The 25,411-nt window shown below is 34.5% G+C and carries 20 protein-coding genes, 1 pseudogene and 1 CRISPR repeat array; of the genes and pseudogenes, 12 read left to right on the top strand and 9 right to left on the bottom strand.

Going from position 1 to position 25,411, the window contains the following annotated elements; translation table 11 throughout:
• Positions 1-14: 14 nt before the first annotated feature.
• The 4 genes from J3U27_RS10555 to J3U27_RS10540 all read right to left on the bottom strand — a co-directional run bounded on the left by J3U27_RS10555 (position 15) and on the right by J3U27_RS10540 (position 1,785).
• A complete protein-coding gene (locus J3U27_RS10555; protein WP_267377424.1) occupies positions 15-491 on the bottom strand; it encodes a hypothetical protein in 477 nt (158 codons plus the stop codon).
• A gap of 113 nt (positions 492-604) precedes the next feature.
• Entirely contained in the window at positions 605-1,015 is a 411-nt protein-coding gene (locus tag J3U27_RS10550; protein ID WP_267337435.1) for a J517_1871 family lipoprotein, read from the bottom strand.
• A gap of 100 nt (positions 1,016-1,115) precedes the next feature.
• Entirely contained in the window at positions 1,116-1,295 is a 180-nt protein-coding gene (locus J3U27_RS10545) for a hypothetical protein (protein WP_267353090.1), read from the bottom strand.
• A 64-nt stretch (positions 1,296-1,359) separates the two neighbouring features.
• Positions 1,360-1,785 carry a hypothetical protein gene (locus J3U27_RS10540; RefSeq protein WP_267337437.1) on the bottom strand — a complete coding sequence of 142 codons (426 nt, stop codon included), beginning with the start codon at positions 1,783-1,785 and terminating at the stop codon, positions 1,360-1,362.
• 610 nt (positions 1,786-2,395) lie between these two features.
• On the opposite strand from J3U27_RS10540, the gene J3U27_RS10535 reads away from it, so the two are divergent.
• Complete coding sequence (locus J3U27_RS10535) at positions 2,396-2,611, top strand: EexN family lipoprotein (protein ID WP_065733814.1); 216 nt, start codon at positions 2,396-2,398, stop codon at positions 2,609-2,611.
• A gap of 363 nt (positions 2,612-2,974) precedes the next feature.
• Positions 2,975-3,491: a CRISPR direct-repeat array (repeat unit 29 nt; unit sequence CGGTTTAACCCTATGCATATAGGGAACAC).
• A 252-nt stretch (positions 3,492-3,743) separates the two neighbouring features.
• Here the strand turns inward: J3U27_RS10535 and birA are convergent.
• The 3 genes from birA to murB are packed head-to-tail and all read right to left on the bottom strand — an operon-like array spanning position 3,744 to position 6,877.
• Entirely contained in the window at positions 3,744-4,697 is a 954-nt protein-coding gene (gene birA, locus J3U27_RS10530; RefSeq protein WP_267362500.1) for a bifunctional biotin--[acetyl-CoA-carboxylase] ligase/biotin operon repressor BirA, read from the bottom strand.
• Between the two features lie 7 nt (positions 4,698-4,704).
• Positions 4,705-5,817 carry an MFS transporter gene (locus J3U27_RS10525; RefSeq protein ID WP_065563160.1) on the bottom strand — a complete coding sequence of 371 codons (1,113 nt, stop codon included), beginning with the start codon at positions 5,815-5,817 and terminating at the stop codon, positions 4,705-4,707.
• Between the two features lie 49 nt (positions 5,818-5,866).
• Positions 5,867-6,877 carry a UDP-N-acetylmuramate dehydrogenase gene (gene murB / locus J3U27_RS10520; RefSeq protein WP_267377423.1) on the bottom strand — a complete coding sequence of 337 codons (1,011 nt, stop codon included), beginning with the start codon at positions 6,875-6,877 and terminating at the stop codon, positions 5,867-5,869.
• Between the two features lie 482 nt (positions 6,878-7,359).
• On the opposite strand from murB, the gene J3U27_RS10515 reads away from it, so the two are divergent.
• The 10 genes from J3U27_RS10515 (at position 7,360) to J3U27_RS10470 (ending at position 20,275) form a co-directional block, all read left to right on the top strand.
• Positions 7,360-8,589 (top strand): phosphopentomutase, encoded by a 1,230-nt coding sequence (locus tag J3U27_RS10515; protein WP_065563162.1) that lies wholly within the window; start codon positions 7,360-7,362, stop codon positions 8,587-8,589.
• Between the two features lie 43 nt (positions 8,590-8,632).
• Complete coding sequence (gene deoD / locus J3U27_RS10510) at positions 8,633-9,349, top strand: purine-nucleoside phosphorylase (protein ID WP_220225805.1); 717 nt, start codon at positions 8,633-8,635, stop codon at positions 9,347-9,349.
• Between the two features lie 189 nt (positions 9,350-9,538).
• A complete protein-coding gene (locus tag J3U27_RS10505; protein WP_267330651.1) occupies positions 9,539-10,777 on the top strand; it encodes a nucleoside permease in 1,239 nt (412 codons plus the stop codon).
• 259 nt (positions 10,778-11,036) lie between these two features.
• Entirely contained in the window at positions 11,037-12,200 is a 1,164-nt protein-coding gene (gene add, locus J3U27_RS10500) for an adenosine deaminase (RefSeq protein ID WP_267330652.1), read from the top strand.
• A 26-nt stretch (positions 12,201-12,226) separates the two neighbouring features.
• Positions 12,227-14,188, top strand: coding sequence for a bifunctional 2',3'-cyclic-nucleotide 2'-phosphodiesterase/3'-nucleotidase (locus J3U27_RS10495; RefSeq protein WP_267377422.1), 1,962 nt, complete (start codon positions 12,227-12,229; stop codon positions 14,186-14,188).
• Positions 14,189-14,213: 25 nt separating this feature from the next.
• Positions 14,214-14,615 carry a cytidine deaminase gene (locus J3U27_RS10490; RefSeq protein ID WP_176713943.1) on the top strand — a complete coding sequence of 134 codons (402 nt, stop codon included), beginning with the start codon at positions 14,214-14,216 and terminating at the stop codon, positions 14,613-14,615.
• Between the two features lie 155 nt (positions 14,616-14,770).
• Positions 14,771-16,072 carry a pyrimidine-nucleoside phosphorylase gene (locus J3U27_RS10485; RefSeq protein ID WP_220225801.1) on the top strand — a complete coding sequence of 434 codons (1,302 nt, stop codon included), beginning with the start codon at positions 14,771-14,773 and terminating at the stop codon, positions 16,070-16,072.
• Between the two features lie 25 nt (positions 16,073-16,097).
• Positions 16,098-17,771 carry a bifunctional UDP-sugar hydrolase/5'-nucleotidase UshA gene (gene ushA, locus J3U27_RS10480; RefSeq protein WP_267337442.1) on the top strand — a complete coding sequence of 558 codons (1,674 nt, stop codon included), beginning with the start codon at positions 16,098-16,100 and terminating at the stop codon, positions 17,769-17,771.
• A gap of 112 nt (positions 17,772-17,883) precedes the next feature.
• Positions 17,884-19,431, top strand: coding sequence for a YjjI family glycine radical enzyme (locus J3U27_RS10475; RefSeq protein ID WP_416380564.1), 1,548 nt, complete (start codon positions 17,884-17,886; stop codon positions 19,429-19,431).
• Complete coding sequence (locus J3U27_RS10470; protein ID WP_267330656.1) at positions 19,406-20,275, top strand: YjjW family glycine radical enzyme activase; 870 nt, start codon at positions 19,406-19,408, stop codon at positions 20,273-20,275. Before J3U27_RS10475 ends, J3U27_RS10470 begins: the two co-directional genes overlap by 26 nt.
• Positions 20,276-20,492: 217 nt before the next feature.
• Here the strand turns inward: J3U27_RS10470 and J3U27_RS10465 are convergent, their stop codons facing one another.
• Entirely contained in the window at positions 20,493-21,944 is a 1,452-nt protein-coding gene (locus J3U27_RS10465; protein WP_267377420.1) for a hypothetical protein, read from the bottom strand.
• Positions 21,945-22,700: 756 nt separating this feature from the next.
• Positions 22,701-24,869 (bottom strand): annotated as a pseudogene (locus J3U27_RS10460) (Tex family protein); the annotation flags it as partial.
• 44 nt (positions 24,870-24,913) lie between these two features.
• Between J3U27_RS10460 and greB the strand changes: the two are divergent.
• Positions 24,914-25,396: a transcription elongation factor GreB gene (gene greB / locus J3U27_RS10455; protein ID WP_065733801.1), complete on the top strand. Its 483-nt coding sequence runs from the start codon at positions 24,914-24,916 to the stop codon at positions 25,394-25,396.
• The last annotated feature ends 15 nt before the right edge of the window (positions 25,397-25,411 follow it).

Here is a 25,411-nt window from a genome sequence, read left to right as displayed (position 1 = left end):
AAGTTAATTATTTTTTAATTTGAGCATTCTTTTTCTAATCTTTCGTAAGCTTTCTTATAGCCAGCTAAAGGAAATTTTAAATCCACTGTAGATTTAGACCCAACTCTAATAATAAACTTTGTAGCCCCCTGAATTTCTTTATTTAAAAACTCTTTTTGATTAGTAATTAATAGGCTACTTTTTTTCTCCCATTCCATTTCTACTGGAGTATTTTTATCAACTCTGAAAATAACTTTAATTAGCCCATCCTCATAATCTTCCAAACTATTATGAATGGAGAATGGAACAATAAAGACTGAATCACAACTAACTGTAAAAAAAGCGCTACTTATTGAATCGCTGTTTGATACATAAACTGACTTCATTGACACTGTTTTTTTATCTGTAATTGGATCAGTAACGATATTAACTCGCCAATCTTTGTAAGTAATTTCATTGGTAAAAGCACTAAATGAAAAAAACAATAAAATGGTGATGAATAATCTTTTCATACATTCTCCTGTAAATAATTTAGGTCAATAGTACGAAATTCATGAAATTTGCACAATAAAAAACCGCTATAAAAGCGGTCTTATTTATAAAATTTATTATTTTATTGAGTAAATTATTTTACGTTTGCAGTACAGTACGATGATGATTTTATATAATTATCGTCGCGGTAAAACGTATATTTTTTACCCATGTAGTAATTAGCGGTAACGTTGATTTCACTAGAATTAAATTTATCAACATCAAGCTTTTCACCGCTTTGAACAATCAATGATTTTCCATCATAAATCAACTTATATAAAACATCTTTCCCATTCCATGAATAACAAAACAAGCCTGTCCCGTCTGGATTTATTTTAATCGTGGTTAAGTATGGTCCCATTCCTGCAACCCATACCCCAACCATTTTATTATCGACATTTTGTGGGCTTGAACGTAAATAATCATCAGCGTTCACATCCCCTAACGTTTTACATCCAGCTAAAGCAAAACAAATTAAAAATAAACTCAATACAATTTTTTTCATACCATTCTCCTTAAATTTTAGGTAATGGTATGTTATTTAAAGGGTTTGGGCAATAAAAAACCCGCCAGAGCAGATTGTTAATTTTTAATAATTTATTTAGTTAAACTTTGTTATTGCTATTATTCATTTTATTAATAACAGCACTCAGACTCATCCCCATCATTCGTTTAATTGCTACATTGGGTTCTGCATCAATCAACTTTTGGATTTTTTCCAAAATATCAGCATCCCAGGGTTGTTTCTGAATTAAATCATGCATCATCTGTAGATTATTGTTCATCATGTTTTATCCCAAAACCAGTTGAATTTTCTAAACCATTTATGCATTGGTGAACTGAACAACTTTAATATAAAGTTGTTGGGATTATATCTGTATTTCCATTCTGATCTATAAATAATCTAAATACTTTTCTTTCGCCATTCTTAAACGCAAATTCACGTTCACGTCTTGGAGGGTTAAATCCACACAATCCCTTTCCTTGAATCGATGAACCAATTATTATATTACCACTTGGTGCATACAGTGAAACACGTTCTTTAGTTTCTAGCCTTGCTGCCTCTTCCCCATTAATAAATACGTTTATGTAACAACCACTACCAACCAAGCCTTTATCTCTTATCAATATTAAATTAGCATAATTACTAACTTCGTTCTGAAATTTAAACACTCTCTCTTTCGGGACGTCCTTTACTTCATTTAATGAAATTGGAGTTGTTGAGCACCCTGAAATCGAAAAACCAATAAACATTAAAATTAATAACTTTTTCATACCATTCTCCTTAATTTTTAAGTATGGTATGAAATATTATCTATAAAATCAATTTTGCCAATTTTAAATTCAATTTGTTTATTCTATAATCAAAGTACATAAGAAAATATATTCATTCGAGCGCTCAAAAGTGAATAAAGAAAACAACGAACTTATAATTAAAAACACGCCAGATTACTATATTGCTAGAGAACAAGTTTATGGTGAAATAATATCCAAACCAATTAGAAAAAAATAAGAGAAATCGTTTATGAAGTTAGAGAACATATAAAGGATAATGAAACTCAACAAGCAAGTATTGTAAAACTGATTGATGAGCATAAAAAAACCACCCTTAGGTGTCTTTTTGATTTATTCATTAATTTCAGCGCTTCCCCTTCCATGATTTGCAGATCATTAAAAACTCGCTCATTTTCATAGATATTACAGATAATCAAAAAGCGAATGATGAAAATAAATATGAAGAATTAGAATATATTGAAAAAAATAAACGAGCAAAGTTGCATTTAAAAATAATATCTGATTTACTTCGTTTAGCTGTAAATGAATTTTTAGTAAAACTACTATAAAAAATTAATCTAATATTAACCAATTATTGCAAGGATTTTATATGAAAAAGATATTAATATTAATTACTGCTTTGTTTTTATTTGGATGTAATGAAAAGACCTATACTGTAGAAGATTTTAAAAATGATAAAGAACTACTAGATAAATATCGTAAAAAATGTGAGAACGGTGAAATTGATGGTGATAGCTTAAATTGTCAAAACTCTCACAAAGCAGTGGTCTCAAAAAATAGAGTTGGTAACGCAAGCTGGAATTAATAGCTTTATAAGCTACTCATGTTGGCTTTAAATTTAAATCCGTGATAAGCTTATAGCATTAATTTTATTATTAATCATAAGCTTACCATCTTGCCTTATAATCTTAACTTCTTTTTCGGCTTTATTTTAATTTAAACAATTGATTAATCTACTTCGAACAATTCTCTTTTTGCTATCCTTGCTATCAATTAATTTAGCAAATGCTGTTTGCTTACCGTTTATTTGAAATTGATAATTGGGTTCTTTCACAATATCACTTTGTTTCTCTGTTGCAATTGAGAATGTAGCTTAAATAATTGTAAATATTAGATTAATTGCAAACTGCGACTTAACTTTTTAGCAATCTGTAACCTACCAATACGCTGGTTTAACCCTATGCATATAGGGAACACTTGATCGGCTGTGAAATACGCCATTTCTTGTTCGGTTTAACCCTATGCATATAGGGAACACTGTTACTGCTTTACGATTTCCCATAATTAATCCGGTTTAACCCTATGCATATAGGGAACACGCTGAAACAATAGCAACTAAAGCAAAATCAGACGGTTTAACCCTATGCATATAGGGAACACACCGTCTCCAACGCTTTTGGTTTAATTACAGGCGGTTTAACCCTATGCATATAGGGAACACAAAATCACTACCCCACTATGACATTCCAAGAACGGTTTAACCCTATGCATATAGGGAACACTTGATGCTGCTTATTTTCATCTAACACCCATTCGGTTTAACCCTATGCATATAGGGAACACATACTCCTAATCAATATCATTTATACATTCGTCGGTTTAACCCTATGCATATAGGGAACACTTTGAACAGTGCATCTTTTTTTGTAGCCAGCTCGGTTTAACCCTATGCATATAGGGAACACCCTAATTATAACCTATTGTTTATTAATTAAAATACCAAAATGAAAAATTCCACCAATTTTTTTGGTGCTTTTTTAAACAGCTGGTTTAAGGCGAGATTATCAATATAATTTGAAATTTATTAAATGGTTAAGTCAAGATAAAAAGGGATTTAGAGCGACATTATTTTTTGCCGCTTACCTATGTACCGATTTATTTCCGATCATAAGATATACTTTTCAGTAATTCATGTTAATCAATTACCGGTAGATATTTCACTCATCACTGCGTAATGAGATTTCACCACCAATAAATGCGTTCGTTTTGCCATTTTGTTCTAAGAGTAACGCACCCTGTTCATTGATACCTTTGGCTACGCCACGGATCACATCGTCACCAATTAATAATTTAACAGGACGCCCTACAAAATTGTCGAGCCGTTGCCAATCGTTAAGAAACGGTGTTAGTCCATGTTGTTCGAAGTCTCGAAGTTTTACTTTTAGATTTTTCGCGACTTTTGCTACTAATAAATTGCGATCAACTTTACCTAAATTAGCCCACTTTTGGTTGACGATAGTTGTATCGGGATTATTCATCATTAGGTTGACTCCAACACCAATAACAACATGTGCACAGTCTCCCGTTTTGCCTGCAAGTTCAACTAATATGCCTGCAAGTTTTTGGTCATTAAGATAGAGGTCATTTGGCCATTTTACTTTAATATCTTGCCCCGAGATTTCTCGTAACGTATCGGCTATCACAACACCAACGACTAAGCTTAGCCCCATGGCTGCTGCGATGCCCTGTTCAAGTCGCCAATACATTGAGAAATAGAGATTACTGCCAAATGGTGCAAACCATTGTCGCCCTCGCCTGCCTCGCGCTTTAGATTGAAACTCGGCAACACAGCTGTCGCCAGTTTGTAATTTCTCAATATTATCTAATAAATATTGGTTGGTTGATTCAATGATAGGCAGTACTTCCACATGACTATCAGCACCATAGTCATTGTCGATTTTGACTTTATCAAGTAGATCTATTGGTGATGCTAAGCAGTAACCTTTACCTTGCACGGATGATAAGGTGATCCCCCATTCCCGTAGCACTTTGATATATTTGTTGATGCCAGCTCGCGTTATTCCAAATTGGTTGGCAAGTTCTTCACCGGAGTGAAACTGCCCATCAGCTAATATATTGATTAATTTCAATGGATTTTGGTTACTGCGCATTAAACCCTCACTTTTTGAGTGATAATAAAACAATAAAGTAAAGCGAAATTATAGCAAAACTAATAAATAAATAGGTATTGTTAAATGTGTCCATTATAAAGGCAATTACCGCTGGCGCAACTAGGCTACCAAGTGTATTGGTTAATAACATAGCTTGATTCATTGATACAATTTCTTGTTTGCGAACACACGAGCAAGCCCACGCCATTGAGATTGGGTAGATAGTGTAAATGGTCGCACCAAGTAAAATGATGGCTAACACGCCATAGAGGTTAAATATCAGTAAACAACAAGCTATCATCATTAAGATTGATTCAACCAACAAAACAATACGACGACCAAACCTATCTGCGCACCAGTTGGCAGGCATTTGCGCGATTACCCCAGAAAGTATTAGTAAAACCATCCAATTTGCGACTTGGTTATCTGTATAACCTAGATGTGAGTAGTATGCTGGCATTAGAGAGTATAGCGATCCAATTAACATACCAGCAATCGCACAACCAATTAAACCAACTCGAGAAGGTTTATACAATATCATGGGGATGATGTTGAAACTGCTTTTTTTCTTTTTAGGTAATTTGTAATGGGTTAGTAATATAAATAAGATGGCTAACCCCATTAGCACTGCTATTACTAGGCCAAAATAGAGTACGTTTTGCGGAAAGTATTGGAGCAATGCTTGCCCTAAAACAGTACCTAAGTAGTAGGTGGTTAGATAAACCGCCAGCATTTTACCGCGAGTACGAACAGTACCCGTAACTAAGATACAGCTTTCAATGACCACCCAAGTAACCGCACAGGCTATTCCAATAAAAAATCGCCATATCGCCCAACTATAGAAATCCATTGAAAAGCTTAATCCAATAGTTGCAATCGCAAAGATAATACAACTATAGGTGTAAGTAAATCTGGCGTTAAATCGGCTAATAAACCAATTTGCCATAATCGTTCCCACTAAGTTACCTGTAAAGTAGCTCGAGCCGACTAAACCTATTTGTCCTAGTGAAAAATGTTCACGCACTAGCCAAAGTGGCACTTGGGTATTAAGTGCCGATAAGGCGATGGTTACAAATAATAAACTTGTTAATAAAATAGGAAATGAATACGAATGTTTCATAATTTTGTTGTATATAAGCTGTTTTATTGTCTAATAAACGTTATTTACGTTATAGAAATTTATCCACGTCAATCTCACCAGTTGCGCCCATAAATCGAATTTCAGGCGAGAGGTGCACCGAGAACTTTTGTAATACTGCATTTATGATATAACGCGCTAACGCAACGACATCTTGCGCTGTCGCATTATCTTTATTGACTAATACAAGAGCTTGTTGTTGATGCACTGCTGCACCACCAATTTGATAGCCTTTTAGACCACACTGATCAATTAACCAGCCGGCAGCTAATTTTATTTGATCATTTGTTTGTGGATATATTGGCATTGTTGGATATTTTTCAAGTAGCTTATCAGCAAATTTTTTGTCTACTACTGGGTTTTTAAAAAAGCTTCCACCATTTCCTAATACATTAGGATCAGGCAGTTTGCTACGACGGATTTCGCACACTTTGTCGAAGATCATTTTTGGGGTGACACTTTCTGGATCAAAATTCCTTAATTCACCATAAGTTAACACAGGGCTCCATTGTTTTGGTAATGTGATGCCAACATATACAACCGCATAACCATTAGCATATTTTTGTTTGAAGATGCTTTCACGATAGCCATATTGACCATCAGTTATGCGAATAATTTTACCCGTTGCAAATTCAAGTAATTCGACATAATCGGCCACTTTTTGAAATTCAATGCCATAAGCGCCAATATTTTGAATTGGTGCAGATCCCACACATCCTGGTATTAGAGCTAAGTTTTCAAGGCCGGGAATGTTTTGATTAATGGTGTTAGCAACCAGATCATGCCAATATTCACCCGCACCCACTTTTAAATGCCAGTGTGTTGGGGTTTCGGTTATCGTTAATCCTTTAATTCGATTAACAATGATTGTACCAGCAAAATTTTCAGTAAATAGTGTATTACTACCTTGTCCAATAATCATAATTGGTTGACTATCGGTATTAGTTTTCCAAACTTGCATTAGCTGTTCCACTGTTTCGACTGTTTCTACTTGGTTGGCATAGACATCTAAAGCAAATGTGTTAGGAATTTTTTGGTTCATTAATGACTACCTTTTATTAGAAATACTTTTAAATTCAATTAAATTAGTTTTATTCGGCATTTTTTATGCCTTTTATTATTTAAAAGTATTAAATCAATGCCTTTATCTATTTTGATAAAGCAATTTATTCTATTGTGTCGATTGTTTATTTATTTGCTATATTATCACAACGCAAAACGATCTTTTATGCATTAAAATTTTTTTTAATGATCTTAACTATTTTTAGGTTGATATAAGTGTCAAAAGATTAGACAAATAGTCTACAAATTGGACACTTTCCCTTTTTTGTTTTTTTTTATCATGTATTATAGCTACCCAAACGATCTTTTTTATAAATTTAGTTAAAATCTATTTTACTCAACCTTGTGGTAGACGTTATTATTAATGAAATTTAAAAAATAAGTTATCGATCACGGTTTTATATAACTTTATGTTTTAAGATTGTTGCAATATTTAGTGGTAGTTGTGATTTAGAGGAAATTATGAAAAGAGTTTTTATTATGATCCTCGATTCCTTTGGGATCGGCGGTGCTGAAGATGCAAAAAAATATGGTGATGAAGGTTCTGATACCTTAGGCCATATTGCCGAAGCTTGTGCTTCAGGTAATGCAGATCATGGTCGTCAAGGCCCATTAAAATTACCTAATTTAGGAAAGTTAGGTTTGATAGAAGCCGCTTATGAATCAACTGGTTCATACCCTAAAGGAATGGCTACCGAAGGTGAAGTTATTGGTGCTTATGGCTTTGCCAGTGAGATTTCGTCGGGTAAAGATACGCCTTCAGGTCACTGGGAAATCGCGGGTGTTCCCGTTCTGTTTGATTGGGGCTATTTTACCAATACTACCAATAGTTTTCCTAAAGAATTATTAGATAATATTGTTAAACGTGCTAACTTGCCTGGTTATCTTGGTGATTGTCATTCATCAGGTACAGTGATTCTTGATGAGCTTGGGCTTGAGCATATGGCTTCTGGTAAACCTATTTTTTATACCTCTGCTGATTCTGTTTTTCAAATTGCCTGCCATGAAGAGACTTTCGGTCTTGATAAACTTTATGAGGTTTGTGAGATAGCTCGTGATGAGCTTAATAAAGGTGATTATAATATCGGCCGCGTTATTGCTCGTCCATTTTTAGGTAATAAGCCTGGTGAATTTGTGCGTACTGGTAATCGTCATGATTTAGCCGTTGAACCACCAGCTCCGACAATGATTAAAAAGCTGGTTGAAGAAAAACAAGGTACTGTTGTATCAATTGGTAAAATTGCCGATATTTATGCCGAAGTAGGTATCACTAAGAAAGTTAAAGCTACAGGTATTGAGGCTTTATTCAATGCTACGCTAGAAGAAATCAAACAAGCGAAAGATAACACGATTGTGTTTACCAATTTCGTTGATTTTGACTCATCTTATGGTCATCGACGTGATGTTGCAGGCTACGCTGCGGCTTTAGAATATTTTGACCGCCGTTTACCTGAGATGTTAGCCCTTATTGAACCAGGCGATCTTTTAATTATTAGTGCCGATCATGGTTGTGATCCAACGTGGCCTGGTACGGATCATACTCGTGAGCATATTCCAGTTTTAGTTTATGGTGATAGTGTTCCAGCTGGATCATTAGGTCATCGTGAAACATTTGCTGACATTGGTCAAAGTGTTGCTGATTATTTTGATTTGTCACCAATGGATTATGGCAAGTCATTTATTCGTAAATAGCAATTGTTTAGGACGTTTTTTAGTAATAAATCAGGAGAGTTAAATGCCTACCCCTCATATCAACGCCGCCGATGGTGCTTTTGCTCAAACGGTATTAATGCCCGGCGATCCATTACGAGCTAAGTTTATTGCCGAAACTTTTTTAGATAATGCTAAAGAAGTAACGAATGTAAGAGGAATGCTCGGTTTTACTGGTCAGTATAAAGGTAAACAAGTTTCTGTTATGGGGCATGGAATGGGTATCCCATCTTGTTCTATTTATACAACCGAATTGATTAAGTTTTATGGTGTCAAAAACATTATTCGTATCGGTTCATGCGGTGCAATTAGCCCAAATGTTAATCTTGGTGATGTTGTTATTGGTATGGGCGCTTGTACGGATTCTAAAGTGAATCGTTTGCGTTTTAAAGATCATGATTTTGCTGCCATCGCTGACTTTGGTCTTGTTTGTAATGCAGTTAATGCAGCTAAAGATTTAAATGTTAATGTGAAGGTTGGTAATATTTTCTCAGCTGATCTGTTTTATAGCGTTGAGCCTGATCTTTTCGATATCATGGAAAAATACAATATCTTAGGTGTCGAAATGGAAGCTGCTGGTATTTATGGTGTGGCGGCTGAATATGGCGCAAAAGCGTTGGCGATTTGTACGGTATCAGATCATATTCGAAAAGGCGAAGCGATGTCTTCTGAAGAACGCCAGCTAGGCTTCAAAGAGATGATTACTGTTGCGTTAGAGTCGGTATTACTCAATTCAGATTAAATTAATGGCAGAATTTCTGCCATTTTTTTTGTTTAAGAAATAAAAGTTTTACATTGACTGTCATTAATCAATTTTATCAGTAAATGTGTTTAACGTTATAACTAACGCATCGATAGTAATAACAATTTTTATTTATTCATTAATTTTATCTAATAGGTTAGAAGAGAACTCATTTAATAAGGAAACGAAATGAATATTAAGTTCAAACTTAAAGTTATATTTTTCTTGCAATTTTTTATCTGGGGTAGCTGGCTTATAACTTTAGGCTCTTACATGATGGAGACCTTGCATTTTACTGGAACAACAGTAGGTACAGTTTATGGTACTATGGGCATAGCATCCTTATTTATGCCAGGTCTGCTTGGTGTTGTGGCAGATAGATGGATTCCTGCTAATCGTTTATTCATGCTTTGTCACTTATTTGGCGCAATAACCCTTTTTATTGCCGCTTCAGTCACAACACCATTTATGATGGTCGTGGTAATTTTAATTCATTGTTTAGCATTTATGCCAACTATCGCGATTTCTAACTCAATTTCTTATTCTTGTTTAGAATCAGAAGGTCTTGATGTTATATCGCAATTCCCTAGTATAAGAATTTTTGGTACTATCGGCTTCATTGTTGCTATGTGGCTTGTTAGTTTCTTAAAAGTTGGATTAAGCAATGTACAGCTCTATATTGCAGCTGGCGGTTCGATTTTACTCAGCCTATATTCATTAACATTGCCATTAATTGTCATTGCTAAAGATGAGTCAAAAAGAAAATCGCTTGTAAGTTCTTTAGGTTTAGACGCATTTGTATTATTTAAACAACCTAGAATTGCTATCTTTTTTGTCTTTGCAGTCTTCCTTGGTGGTATTTTACAAATTACCAATACTTTTGGTAATCCGTTCTTACTTTCATTTAAAAGTATTCCGGAATATGCTGATAGTTTAGTTGTGCAATATCCGTCAGTATTGCTATCTATTTCACAAATGTCAGAAGTTGTATTTATTTTATTTGTACCATTTTTTATGAAAAGATTTGGTATCAAGTATGTCATGTTAATCAGTATGTTGGCATGGGTTGCTCGGTTTGGATTATTTGCTTTTGGCGATCCATCACCTGTAGGTTTCACGTTACTTCTTCTGTCAATGATTGTTTATGGTTGTGCATTTGATTTCTATAATATTTCGGGCTCTATGTACGTTGATAAAACAGTTTCACCAGATATCCGTAATAGTGCACAAGGTTTATTTATGATTATGACCAATGGTTTTGGGGCTTATTTAGGTTCAACTATCAGTGGTGTTGTTGTGGATCTTTACACTGTAAATGGTGTCATTGACTGGCGTACAATTTGGTTAATTTTTGCAGGATATTCTTTATTACTTGCTATTATTTTTGTCTTTATTTTCAAGAATGATACTCTTGAGAACAGAAATTAATACCAAACTCAAGGCAAGGTTAATATTAAATAGATAGACTAAATTAACCAATTTGGCCACATCAATAGACAGGCATCTAATTTGTTGCCTGTCTATTGTTGCCACTTGATTTCAAAGAAATTGATAAGTCACACAAAATGTATGGAAAATAATTGTCTTATCAAGGTAGAATAAAATGCTTGTAAAAGTTGTATCACTTTAGTCTGATGAATAATTTACAAGTGCCCTATAAGCATATACTTAAACAGATTAGAACTAGATGAATAAGCAAATAATCCCCAAAGTTATACTTCATGAGCATGTGGAAGGTAGTATTACACCATTTATGGCAAAAAAACTAGCCGATAAGAATCATCTGACTTTTCCTGATTCATTGTGCTATCGACCCGGTGAATATGATGCAACCGATTATAAAAATGGTCGATATAATTATGATGAATCCGATTTTGTTTCATTTATCCAAACTTATGATACTGTCTCTAATTTTGTTAAACATCCCGACGATTATTACCTAATTACTTACGATTTTTTAAGCAGAAATGCCAAGCAAGGGTTAATCTATTGCGAGCTATTTTTGTCTCCCTATCATATTTGTGCCATGGAAAGCGAAGGTAAAATAGTTTGGGATCAAGAAAGATTTAAACAAACGCTTAATCAAATGGATAAAGCGATTATTGATGTTCAAAAAGAACATAATATTACGGTAAGATACCATGTGATTGGCGTGCGCCATCTGGGTGCCGATGTGGTATACGATACACTGCAATTTATTGAGAATAACCCCCACCCATTTATTACCGGATTTAATATCGCAGGTAATGAAAAAGCAGGTCATTTTGATGATTTTGAAAAAGCCCATCAACTTGCTTCTAAATTGAATTTAAAAAAATCTTATCATGCTGGTGAAATTGATTCTGCTGAAAGTATTATCCAAGCGCTTAAACATGGCGCGAATCGTATTGGACATGGTATCGCCGCCATTGAAGATGATAAGTTGATTGAGAATTTAATTGATAACAAGATCACTTTAGAAATAGCGCTTACTAGTAATCGTATTTTAGTCAATAAGTTAAATGGTGATATTCTTAATCACCCAATTCGACAACTTTATGATAGAGGGGTCAGAATAACGCTTAATACCGATGACGCAGGCATATTTGGCACCGATATAGAGAAAGAATATCAGCTCGCTGAGCATTTTTTTCATTTTTCTCGATTGGAACTGTTTGATATTACACTTTGTGGAATTGATGCTGCATTTATTGAACCAACCGAAAAATCACGTTTGTTTAATGACGTTTTAGCCTTTTTTACGATTAATGATAAGCAATGTCTACAACAGGCAATCAACGATCAGCAGTATCACCCTGCTATTATTGAACGATTTAAGAATTATCTCGTTTTATTATATGTTAATGATTAACAACATCAGAGAAATAGGAGATTGATATGAATAAAACCCGATTAAGCCTACTAACCCTATTAATATCTGGTTCACTTCAAGCAGCAACAGTAGATTTAAGAATTATCGAAACTACCGATTTGCACGGTAATATGATGAATTATGACTATTTCAAAGATCAGTACATTGATACTTTTGGTTTAGCTAAAACAGCCAATTTAATTCATCAAGCACGAAAAGAGGTAAAAAACAGTGTTTTAGTTGATAACGGCGATTTGATTCAAGGCAGTCCAATGGCTGATTATGCTTTGAATAAAGGTCTAAACAAAGGTGAGACTCATCCTGTTTATAAAGCACTTAATACGCTAGATTATGTAGTTGGTAACATCGGTAATCATGAGTTTAATTTTGGTTTAGATTTTTTACAAAAAAGTCTAGCTGGTGCTAATTTTCCTTATGTTAATGCTAATGTTTTTGATGCGAAAACAAATAAACCTTACTTTAGGCAATATATTATTTTAGATAAACCGGTCGTTGATAGAGAAGGTAAACAACACACTATTAAAATCGGTTATATTGGTTTTGTGCCACCACAAATTATGCAGTGGGATAAACTTAATTTGGAAGGTAAGGTAATTGTTAAAGATATCACTGAAACCGCGAAACAATTAGTGCCTGAAATGAAAAAGCAAGGTGCAAATATCATTGTTGCAATTCCGCATTCAGGTGTTTCTGCCGAACCATATAAGGCTTTAGCTGAAAATTCAGTCTATTATTTAAGCCAAGTTGAAGGTATTAATGCTATTATGTTTGGTCATTCTCATGGGGTCTTTCCTAGCGAGGATTTTAAATCATTGCCTAATACCGATATTAGTACCGGAAATATCAATCATGTGCCCGCGGTAATGCCTGGACAATGGGGAAGTCATTTAGGTGTAGTTGATTTAGTTATTGAAGGTGATAAAGCTAATTGGAAAGTCATTTCTGGTAAATCAGAAGCTCGCCCGATCTTTGATATTAAAAATAAAAAAGCATTAGTTGAGACAGATAAAAATATTACGAATGCGTTAAGAGACGACCACGAAGGTACCCGTGAATTTGTTGGTAAACCAATTGGCAAGGTTTCAACCGATATCAATAGTTATTTAGCATTAGTCGAAGATACTTCTGCTTTGCAAATTATTAGTGATGCGCAAATTGATTATGTGAAACAGTTTGTTCAAGGTGATCCAGATCTGGATGGATTACCCATTTTATCGGCAATTGCACCGTTTAAAGCTGGTGGTCGTAAAAACGATCCTTCAGCTTATGTTGATGTCAAAAAAGGTGATTTAACTTTTAGAAATGCAGCTGATATCTATCTTTATCCTAATATTTTATCTGCGGTAAAAATAACGGGTAAAGATGTTAAAGAGTGGTTGGAATGCTCAGCAGGTGTTTATAATCAAATTGATATCAATTCGCCACAACCACAATATTTGATTAATTGGGATAAATTTAGAACTTATAATTTTGATACCATTGATGGTGTGAGTTATCAAATTGATATCACTAAACCTGCACGTTATGATGGAAATTGTCAGTTAATTAATCCTGATTCAGAACGTATCGTAAACTTAACTTATCAACAAAAACCTATTGCTTCCAATCAAGCATTTTTAATTGCTACCAATAACTATCGTGCTTATACCGGAACATTCCCTGGTACTGGTGGTAAAAATGTTAAATTTAATTCTCCGGATGATTTAAGGGTCATTCTTTCAGCCTATATTACTAATCACACTAAAAAACAAGGTGAAGTGAATGTGAAGGTTGATAATAACTGGCGAATTGCACCAATTACCAGCAAAATTAATTTGGATATTCGCTTTGAATCTTCCCCTACTGAAGAAGCCAAAGCCTATATTGAAAAACATTCATTGTACCCAATTAAGTTTATTGAAAAAGATAATTTAGGCTTTGGTGTATATCAACTTAATTTACAAGCACCAACAAAATCGCAAAACTAAAAATCTATTGATGATAACAAGGATTATGAATATGAAGATTGAAAAACTAATTGAACTAGCTAAAACAGCACGCTCAAAAGCTTATGTACCCTATTCTAAATTTCAAGTAGGTGCAGTATTAATTACCGAAGATGACGAAGCTATTTTAGGATGCAATATTGAAAATGCCTCATATGGCCTAGCCAACTGTGCTGAACGAACTGCGATTTTTAAGGCGGTATCAGAAGGTAAAACAAAATTTAAAAAATTAGTTGTGATTGGCGATACTGATGGACCAATTTCACCTTGTGGAGCTTGTCGCCAAGTCATTAGTGAATTTTGCGCCAAAGATATGCCAGTTATTTTGACAAATATGCATGGTAAAATCCAAGAAACCACTGTCGGTGAATTGTTGCCTTGGTCATTTTCACCTAGTGATTTAGATTAGTATTATTTCTGAATAAGAAAATTTTAACTATCAAAAAATTGATAGAAAATAATAAAAGAGAGTGATGAAGCTAAGATCAGAATTATCATCAATCCATATAATGGATGAAAAAATATAATCCTAATTTGATTTATTGATATTAAGAGAGAAGTGTAATGAGATTTGTAGATATTATTGAAAAAAAACGTGATGGACATGCCTTAACTACCGAAGAAATTCAATTTTTTATTACCAATTATACTAATGGTACAATTCCTGACTACCAAGTAAGTGCTTTACTTATGGCTATTTATTATCAAGGTATGACTTCGAAAGAATGTGCTGATTTAACTAGTGCTATGATGTATTCCGGTGATACTGTTGATCTATCATCAATTAAAGGTATTAAAGTAGATAAACATTCAACCGGAGGTGTGGGTGATACAACCACTTTAGTATTAGCACCATTAGTTGCTGCTTTAGATATTCCTGTTGCCAAGATGTCAGGTCGAGGATTAGGCCATACTGGTGGAACAACCGATAAATTTGAAACTATTCCCGGCTTTAAAATCGAATTAGGTAAGCAAGAGTTTATCGATCAGGTTAACCAAAAAGGTGTTGCGGTTATTGGTCAATCAGGTAACTTAACCCCAGCGGATAAAAAACTTTATTCATTACGTGATGTAACCGGCACGGTTAACTCTATTCCGCTGATTGCCAGTTCAATCATGAGTAAAAAACTGGCTGCGGGTGCTGATGCTATTGTGTTGGATGTCAAAACCGGTGACGGTGCTTTAATGAAAACGATGGAAGACTCTGAGAAATTAGCACATGAAATGGTTAATATTGGTAATCAAATTGGCCGTAGAACCATGGCGATTATCTCAGATATGTCTCAACCTTTAGGTTATGCTATTGGTAATGCCTTAGAAGTTAAAGAGGCCATTGATACATTAAATGGTCACGGTCCTGCTGATTTAACTGAATTAGTTTTAACGCTTGGTAGTCAAATGGTTGTATTAGCCAATAAAGCTAAGACATTAGAGGAAGCAAGAGAAAAACTTCAAGAAGTCATTAAAAATGGTAAAGCGATAGAGAAATTTAAAACGTTAATTGAAGCTCAAGGTGGAGATAGCTCTGTTGTTGATCATCCTGAAAAATTAGCCAATGCCCCTTACCAAATCGATCTACCTGCACAAAAATCAGGTTATGTATCACGCATTATTGCCGACCAAATTGGTATTGCGGCAATGCAATTAGGTGCTGGACGAGCAACTAAAGAAGACGTTATTGATCCAGCAGTTGGTATTGTTTTACATAAAAAAGTGGGTGATAAAGTTGAAGTGGGTGAACCATTATTAACTATTCATTCAAGTAGCGATAAGATTGATGCAATTAAACAAAAATTGTATGACAATATTACTATCAGTGATAGTGCTAAACAACCACAATTGATTTTCAAAGTAATTACGGAATAGCTCTAATAAGGATTTGGGAGATGCCATGTATTGTTTTAAATTTAAACTGTCACTAGTTATTGTTTTAGGTCTGTTCTCAGTTAATTCATTCGCAGCAGTTGCGACCAAGCAATCTACTGCACCTACTTGGGAAAAAGATAAGCCCTATTCTTTTACTATTTTGCATACTAATGACCATCATGGCCATTTTTGGCAAAATGACATTGGTGAATATGGTTTAGCTGCTCAAAAAACTGTAGTTGACCAAATTAGAAAAGAAGTATCCGAAAAAGGTGGGAAATTACTTCTGCTATCTGGCGGTGACATTAATACAGGCGTTCCTGAATCCGATGTTTTACAAGCTAAACCCGATTTTATGGGTATGAACAGTATTGGTTATGATGCAATGGCTGTTGGTAACCATGAGTTTGATCATCCTTTAGCAGTTATTCGTGAACAACAAAAATGGGCTCACTTTCCATTTTTATCAGCAAATACTTACTTCAAAAATACTGATAATCGCGTTTTCGATGCTTATAAAATGTTTGATTTAAATGGCATTAGAGTTGCGGTATTTGGTTTAACTACTGATGATACAATTTTCCTTGCTTCACCTAAAAATACTGACGGTGTCGAGTTTCGCAAAACCTTGCCTGAAGCAGAGAAGGTGATAAGTCAAATTAAAAATAATGAGCGCCCAGATATGATTATTGCGGTTACTCATATGGGACATTATGAAAATGGTGAACATGGTTCAATGGCACCGGGTGATGTTGAGTTAGCACGGGGATTGAAACCAGGTGATTTAAATATGATTGTAGGTGGTCACTCTCAAAACCCTGTATGTATGGCTAGCCCTAACAAACGTATTACTGAGTATGTTCCTGGCACACCATGTGCACCCGATCAACAAAATGGAACTTGGATTGTTCAAGCTCATGAATGGGGTAAATATGTTGGTCGTGCCGACTTTGTCTTTTTAAACGGTAAAATAACACTGGAAAATTATCAGTTAATTCCTATCAACTTGAAAAAAGAAGTCGACAATGGCAACGATACTAAACGTCTTGAATACTACACTAGTGAAATTGAACAAGATAAAAAATTGTTAGAAACGCTTAAACCTTATCAAGATCAAGGTAAACAGCAATTACTCACTAAAACAGGTGAATTAATCGGTCGTTTAGAAGGTGATCGTAGTGTAGTAAGATATCAACAAAGCAATATGGGACAGCTGTTACTCAGTGCCTTTATTGAAAAAACGAATGCTGATGTTGGCATTATGGCTGGCGGTATGATTCGTGATTCACTTATTGAAGGAAATATTACTTATCGTGATATTTTGAAAGTTGAGCCTTTTGGTAATACAGTTGTTTACTTTGAGTTAACCGGACGTGAATTGGTGGAATATCTTAAAGTTGCATTAAGTAAAAAACAAGGTTCTGGTGGTTATACCCACTTAAAAAATATCACGCTAGCAGGCAATACGATTAGCGATATTAAAATTAATAATGAGCCAATTGATTTGCAAAAATCTTATCGTATTACCACGTTAGATTATTTAGCGGCTGGTGGAGATGGTTATCCTGTTACCAACACTTCACCAACTTATGTCGATACAGGTTACCGAGACGCGGATGTGATAAGAGAATATATTGAAGCGCACTCACCAATTAATGCGGCAGATTATGAGCCGGTTAATTTCATTTTGGAAAAATAACGGCTTTAAAAAAGAAATATAGAATATAAATGGCACGGGTAAAATTGGTATTATAAATTAGCCATTAAATTTAATTTTTTGCTTTCAACATATAGGTAATATAGAGGTATTTATGAACATGACAGAATTTCAAAAAAATTGTTACGATATTGTAACCGATCCCAACCTGTCACCTAAACAAAAAGCGAACCTTCTCGCTTTAGCAGCGGAAAATAATTTACCTTATGTTGATTTGGATAGTGAAACTAAGCAAGCTTTAGATGAGCGTGTAATTTGTGACATGTACGAAGGTCATGCACCGTATAAACCTCGTTATGTGTTACCTGATTATGCAAAATTCCTTAAACAAGGATCTGAGTATTTAGAGCTTGAGCCTGCAAAAAATTTTGATGATGCCATAAATATGCTGACAATTGCTTATCATCATGTTCCTTCGGTCACTGGTATGCCCGTTTATTTAGGTTGTTTGGATAAAGTGTTACTACCTTATGTTGGCAATTTAACAGAAGAAGAGCTTTATCAGCGATTAAAACGTTTTTGGATTATGCTTGATCGCAATCTTCCTGATGCATTTATGCACGCCAATATTGGTCCTACTGACAATGTGATCTGTCGAGTAATTTTACGTGTTGATCGTGAACTCAAACAAGTTGCGCCTAATTTAACGTTTATTTATGATGAAGATATCACCCCAGAATCTTTACTAAATACAGCAATTGAGAATATCTGCCAAACAGCAAAACCACATATCGCTAATAATACGATGATCAAAAAAGATTTTGATGATAAAGGCTATGGTGTTGTAAGTTGTTATAACTCTCTCCCTGTTGCGGGTGGTGGTAGCACTTTATCAAGAATCAATTTAAAAGAAGTCGCATTAAAAAGTAACAGTATTACCGACTTTTTACAAAATACCCTGCCTTATTATTGCCAATTGCAATTGAACTTAATCAAAGCGAGATCGGAATTTCTTTATGAAAAATCGAATTTCTTTCAAAATAGTTTTTTAGTCAAAGAAGGACTAATTGACGCAACTCGATTTGCACCAATGTTTGGTATTTATGCTATGGCTGAAGCGGTTAATATTCTACAAGAAAAATCTAACTTAGCTGGTCGCTATGGTGTTGATGAAGATGCTAATGAACTAGCTACAACAATTTCTAAGCAATTAGCCGACTTTATTGATAATCATAAAATTAAACATGCATGGCAAGGTAAAGCGATGTTACATGCGCAGTCAGGTATCAGTACAGACCGCGGTGCAACACCTGGTTTACGTATCCCTTATGGACATGAACCAGATCCTGTTACCCATATAATGGCATTATTTAAACACCATAAATATTATACATCTGGCATTAGTGATATTTTAACTATTGATGAAACGATTAAAAATAATCCATTAGCCTTAGTACAAATTTGTAAAGCAGCATTTAAATTTGGTTTCCGTGAATTTACGGCTAATATCAGTGGTAATGATCTGGTACGTGTAACTGGTTATATGGTGAGATTATCAGATATCAAAAAATATAAAGAAGAAGGTTCGCGGATTAATACCACATTTTTAGGTAGTGAAGCAGCCGAAGATACAGTGAACAATAGTTACTTATGCAGGACCCCTAGGGTAATAAGCCATGAACAAGTCATGGGCAATCGTTAATAAAATTTTACCCTTTTCTTGTGTTGATGGACCGGGAAACCGGTTAGTCATCTTTTTACAAGGCTGCAATTTTAAATGTTTAAATTGCCACAATCCTTATACTATTTCACGGTGTAAGGAGTGTGGTGAATGTGTTGCTACCTGCCCCCATCAATCATTATCATTTATCAACAACAAAGTCATTTGGCAAAGTTCAACTTGCCAGCAGTGCGATACTTGTATAAACACTTGTAACTATCAGTCAACACCGATGACTTATCGATACAGTATCGAAGATATTTTAAAACTTATCCGAAAGTATCTCCCTTTTTTAAATGGAATAACCCTAAGCGGTGGAGAGGCAACACTGCAACTGGCGTTTATTGAACAGCTTTTTAGTGCGATTAAACAAGCTCAGGATTTAAAACACCTAAGCTGTTTTGTTGACAGTAATGGATATTTACCTCAATTGGGTTGGCAAAAAATAGTCAACGTAATGGATGGGGCAATGATTGATCTTAAAGCATGGGATAATCAAGTACATGAAGCATTAACCAGCAAGGGAAATTTAAGAGTTAAAAAGTCAATTGAATATCTTGCAAAAATGAATAAATTATATGAAGTCAGATTTCTAATTATTCCTAAGCATACCGATTTACAACAAAACGCTGAACATTTAGCTAATTTTTTAAAACAATTTGATGCAAATATAAAAATTAGAATCAATGCATTTCATAATCATGGTGTGAGAGGTGAAGCCAAAACATGGCAGAGCGCCTCAAAACAACATATCGAAAATTTTGCTATGGAATTAAAGCAATTTGGTCTGAAAAATATTGTTTTACCAACTGTTTATTTATCATAATAGCGTTTTTTTAATGAGTGTGTGCTTAAAAAAACATAAACAGGCTTATTATAAAAATTCCAAAATAATGGCTTAAATTTTTTACCCCATGATATTATTGAAATAAAAATGAGCAGGTTGAAAACCTGCTCATTTGATTAACAGCAAAATCAAAGATTAATATAAATCATTAATATCTGTTAAGATTTTTTAAAAAATAGCTAATTGTATATCAACGTTAATATTTAACACATAAGGTATATGCTATATCTGGTTCAACAATAATATTACCTTCTACCATCCCTACACTGTAATATCGATAATTACCTAATCCATCTTTTACCGATGATGGTTCACTGGTAAAATAGAAATCATAATTGATTAAACTTCTTAAATTTGGCGCACCAGACATCATATCTCGCCCAATATAATCAAGTGGCGAATAAAAGTAGACTTTACCCCATTCTGGCAATAATCCTTCACCGATTGCTCTTCTATATCCATTATTTTTTACATAATAGAAATCATTATTTGTTGAAACGGTAGCAAAAGGAGAATTGGATAACTCAGCTCGTATTGGTAATCTATCATTATTATTTTGACAATATGTATTTGCGCTTTGCCAATTGCCAGCCAAGTTATTTGTAAAATATAACCAATGTTTTATAGAGAAAGTGTAATAAAACTGTGCTAACGTTCGATTATTGGTAACTAATATTACAAATTTATCATCTTGAGCTGGTACATTTTCGGTAAATTTAAATTCACTTTTAGAATCAGCGCTTGAATCACGAGAAGCACTAATTAGTGAATTATTCGGATTTTTAACCAAGGTATAACTATAATCTGAAATTGGATTTACCGGCACAATTCTAAAACGTGCATCCGGGAAACCATATGTTGGGAAGTAATTGCCGTTTTGATCTTTAGCGGAGGCCTTAAAACCTTTATGCATAGTAAATTGGTCTACGTTATAAGGAACATCAAGATCTATCGTATCAGCACCATAAGGAGCATAGTTATCCCCTTCATCCCATCCATTGTGCATAATCAGAGCCAATACACCAGGCCTAATATAACAGATACCATCATCAGCACTGACTTGAAATGTTTTAGAGACTTCTCTTGGTTCTGACTGATCAGGAGCACCGTACTGGGTTTTAGCAACAAATTGAATCGTTACTTTTACTGATGATTTTGCATTAGCCGTCGATGAATTACACACATCACTACCAAGTTGGGAAGTAGAATCAGAAGGAATTATGTTATTGCTTGAGTCCCGCCATTCAGTATTAATAGACTGAATGATAAAACTGCCGGTAGTAGCTACTTTGTCACCATCTACATCATTTATATCACTATCATTCAAACTTGAAGTATCTACCCCAAATGAATAAATACTTGGTGAAGTGTTGTAAGCAACAGAAATCTTATTATCAGTACCAGGCAAAACAATCACAGGATCAATACCATCAATATTTAATTTAAATTGAATTCCATTTAAGATTTTTGTATCAGCAGATTCTAGAATTTCAGGCGGATTACCGTGAATATATTGCGTAGTGGTTGCAGCAAATGATAATGCGGCTAGAGATGTATGGCAAAAAAGGCAAAAAAAAGAAATAGCTGTAATATTAAATATTAATTGCATCAAATAAAATTTTGGGGAAACAAACATTTTACTATTCATGCTAATTCCTCTACTCATAAACTTTCCTGCAAATTAGAATAAAGTTATTGATTTAAAGTTTTAATAAACTACAGAATTATCAAATGATTGATAAAAATTGTTACCTATTTCAAATTTTAAAAACGCGGATAAGCAATAGAAACCATTAGAAAGTTATTAAATTGCATCCATGTAACGGTATATTTTTATTTAATATCTAGAGCAAAAACGACTATGTCGCTATCGAAAAAGTGTAATATTCAAATGTTGTTAATAAACTAATTTAAGAATATCAAAATAAGAAATGCTATTAAAAAGATCAGCGCAAAGTAGTTTAACTTTACTAACAGGCTGATTAAATAAGATAATTAATTGTATATGTTAAAAATAATCTACACAATTGTGCATAGTATATAATAATATATACAATATGGAATAGCTAAATATCAATTTATTGATATTTAATGGTTCTCAAATGAATATTTATTAAAATAATAATTCTAAATAAAGTGATTGAGCTCCTGATTTGATTTTTAATCACTGGATTTATCATCAATAATTTTATTAAAATATTTTGAAATTAGCGTTAAATAAAAAAGGAGGCATTAACCTCCCTTTACAAATAAAATATAACTGAATTTATTTTCCTTTTTTAAAAGCTGCAGCAAAAGCATTACCCATTGCACTATTTGTAATAGGCGCTGACTGTCCACTTTTAGAAGTACCGGTTGATTTATTCGTTCGAGCTTTGGCCCCTTCTACTTTTGGCGTTGTTGGATCATCAAGTCGCATCGATAAAGCAATACGTTTGCGGGCAATATCCACTTCAATCACTTTAACTTTAACAATATCACCAGCTTTAACTACCGTTCGTGGATCTTCAACAAATTTATCAGATAATGCTGATATATGAACTAAACCATCTTGATGTACACCAATATCAACAAAAGCACCAAAATTGGTAACATTGGTTACCGCACCTTCCATAATCATGCCTATTTTTAAATCTTCCATTGTTTCGATGTTATCAGCAAACTGGGCCGTTTTAAATTCGGGCCTTGGATCTCGTCCGGGTTTATCAAGTTCTTTAATAATGTCAGTGACAGTTGGAACACCAAAATGGTCATCAACGTAATCAACCGCTTTTAATGATTTCAGATAATGAGTATCACCTAAAATTTCTTTTAAAGATTTATGATTTTTCTCTAAAATTCGTTCAACTACCGGATAGGCTTCAGGGTGAACAGCCGATGCATCAAGTGGATTTTTACCCTCCATTATGCGTAAAAAACCAGCACATTGTTCAAACGCTTTAGGGCCTAAACGACTAACTTTTAACAACTGTTTGCGATCGGTAAATTGACCATGTTCATTACGCCAATCTACAATATTTTGGGCAATAACTTTATTCAATCCTGCAATACGGGCAAGTAACATCATTGATGCAGTGTTTAAATTTACCCCTACCGCATTTACTCCATCTTCAACCACCGCATCAAGTTTTTTAGCTAATTGGGTCTGACTAACATCATGCTGATATTGCCCCACCCCAATGGATTTTGGATCGATTTTTACTAGCTCAGCTAATGGATCTTGTAAACGACGAGCAATGGATACCGCACCACGAATTGATACATCCAGATCAGGGAACTCTTGAGCAGCAAGCTCTGATGCAGAATAAACAGAAGCCCCAGCTTCGCTGACAATAACTTTTTGCCCTTTTACTTCCGGATACTTTTTCTGAACATCAAGATAAAAACGTTCAGTTTCACGAGATGCCGTGCCATTACCAATTGCAACTAATTCCACTTGATGTTTAATGCAAAGTGCAGCAACAATCATTGCTGCTTTATCAGCTTGTCCTGTATGAGGATAAATCGTTTCGGTCGCAATAAGTTTACCTGTAGAATCCACAACAGCAATTTTTACACCTGTTCGTAAGCCTGGATCCATTCCCATGGTGACTTTCATACCTGCAGGTGCAGCCATCAACATATCGTGTAAATTTGCTGCAAATACGTTAATTGCTTCCTCTTCAGCACGTTCACGCAAAGTGGTCATAAGCTCGGTTTCCATGTGCATTAAAATCTTAATTCGCCATGTCCAATTAATAACTGCTTTACGCCATTTATCTGCAGGTTGATCATTAAAATGAATCCCTAAATGCTCTGTAATAATTTGCTCGCAATAGCTCTCTTTTGGCGTTTCTTCAAATTGTGGATCGGCATTGAGTGAAAGTTGTAAAAATCCTTCATTTCGCCCTCTAAACATCGCTAAAGCACGATGAGAAGGCACTTTTGAAATAAGTTCACTTTGTGCAAAGTAGTCTCTAAATTTAGCACCTTCTTCCTCTTTACCAGTAATAACTTGAGATACAAGATGCGCGTTATTCCAAAGATAATGACGAACTTTAGCAAGTAAAGCGGCATCTTCAGCAAAACGCTCCATTAAAATATAACGGGCACCATCTAAGGCAGATTTAGTATCAGCAATGCCTTTATCTGCATTGATATATTTTTCAGCTTCAGTTTCTGGATTGAGATCGGGATTTTGCCATAAATCGTCAGCGAGAGATTCAAGCCCTGCCTCGATTGCTATTTGACCGCGGGTACGACGTTTTGGTTTATAAGGAAGATAAAGATCTTCTAATTCCGTTTTACTAAGCGTATCAGTAATTTTTTGGCTTAATTCTGGGGTTAATTTACCCTGTTCCTCAATTGATTTTAAAATTGTTTGTTTACGATCTTCTAGTTCTCGCAAATAACTTAAACGGCTATCTAAGGTACGTAATTGGGTATCATCCAGACCTCCGGTCACCTCTTTACGATATCGAGCAATAAAGGGAACGGTACTACCATCATCTAATAACTGAATGGCAGCTAAAACTTGTTCTGGTTTTACGGTTAATTCACCCGCTATAATATGGCTAATTTGATTATTTATCATGATATCTCTGTATATCTCGTCGATTAACGGAATTTATATTCATTATGCAAAAAGCTAATTATATAACAAGAGAGGGCTACTTGGCACTCGATCGTGAATTGAAATATTTATGGAAAGAAGAAAGGCCTCGTGTTACTCAAGCTGTTTCTGATGCTGCAGCCCTTGGCGACCGTAGTGAAAATGCGGAATATATTTATGGAAAAAGACGTCTTCGAGAGATTGACAGACGTGTTCGCTTTTTAACCAAACGTTTAGAAATATTAACGATTGTCGATCCTGATCCAAGACAAGAAGGAAAAGTATTTTTTGGGGCTTGGGTCAAATTGGAAGATGATTCAGGAAAATTACATATCTACCGTATTGTTGGCAGTGATGAATTCGATCCCAAAAGAAATTGGATATCGATTAATAGCCCTGTTGCCAGAGCTTTAATTGGTCATAAAATTGATGATGAAATAGCAGTCATCACACCAAACGGTAAAACGTTTTATTATATTATTGATATCAGTTACCAAGAATTTGTTTAGATATTATTTTAATAA

Origin of the sequence: Gilliamella sp. B2911 (genome assembly GCF_026536965.1) — a bacterium.
GTDB lineage: Bacteria > Pseudomonadota > Gammaproteobacteria > Enterobacterales > Orbaceae > Gilliamella > Gilliamella apicola_E.
The sequence above is the reverse complement of the archived record's forward strand: the minus strand, read 5'-3'. Positions and strand labels throughout refer to the sequence as shown.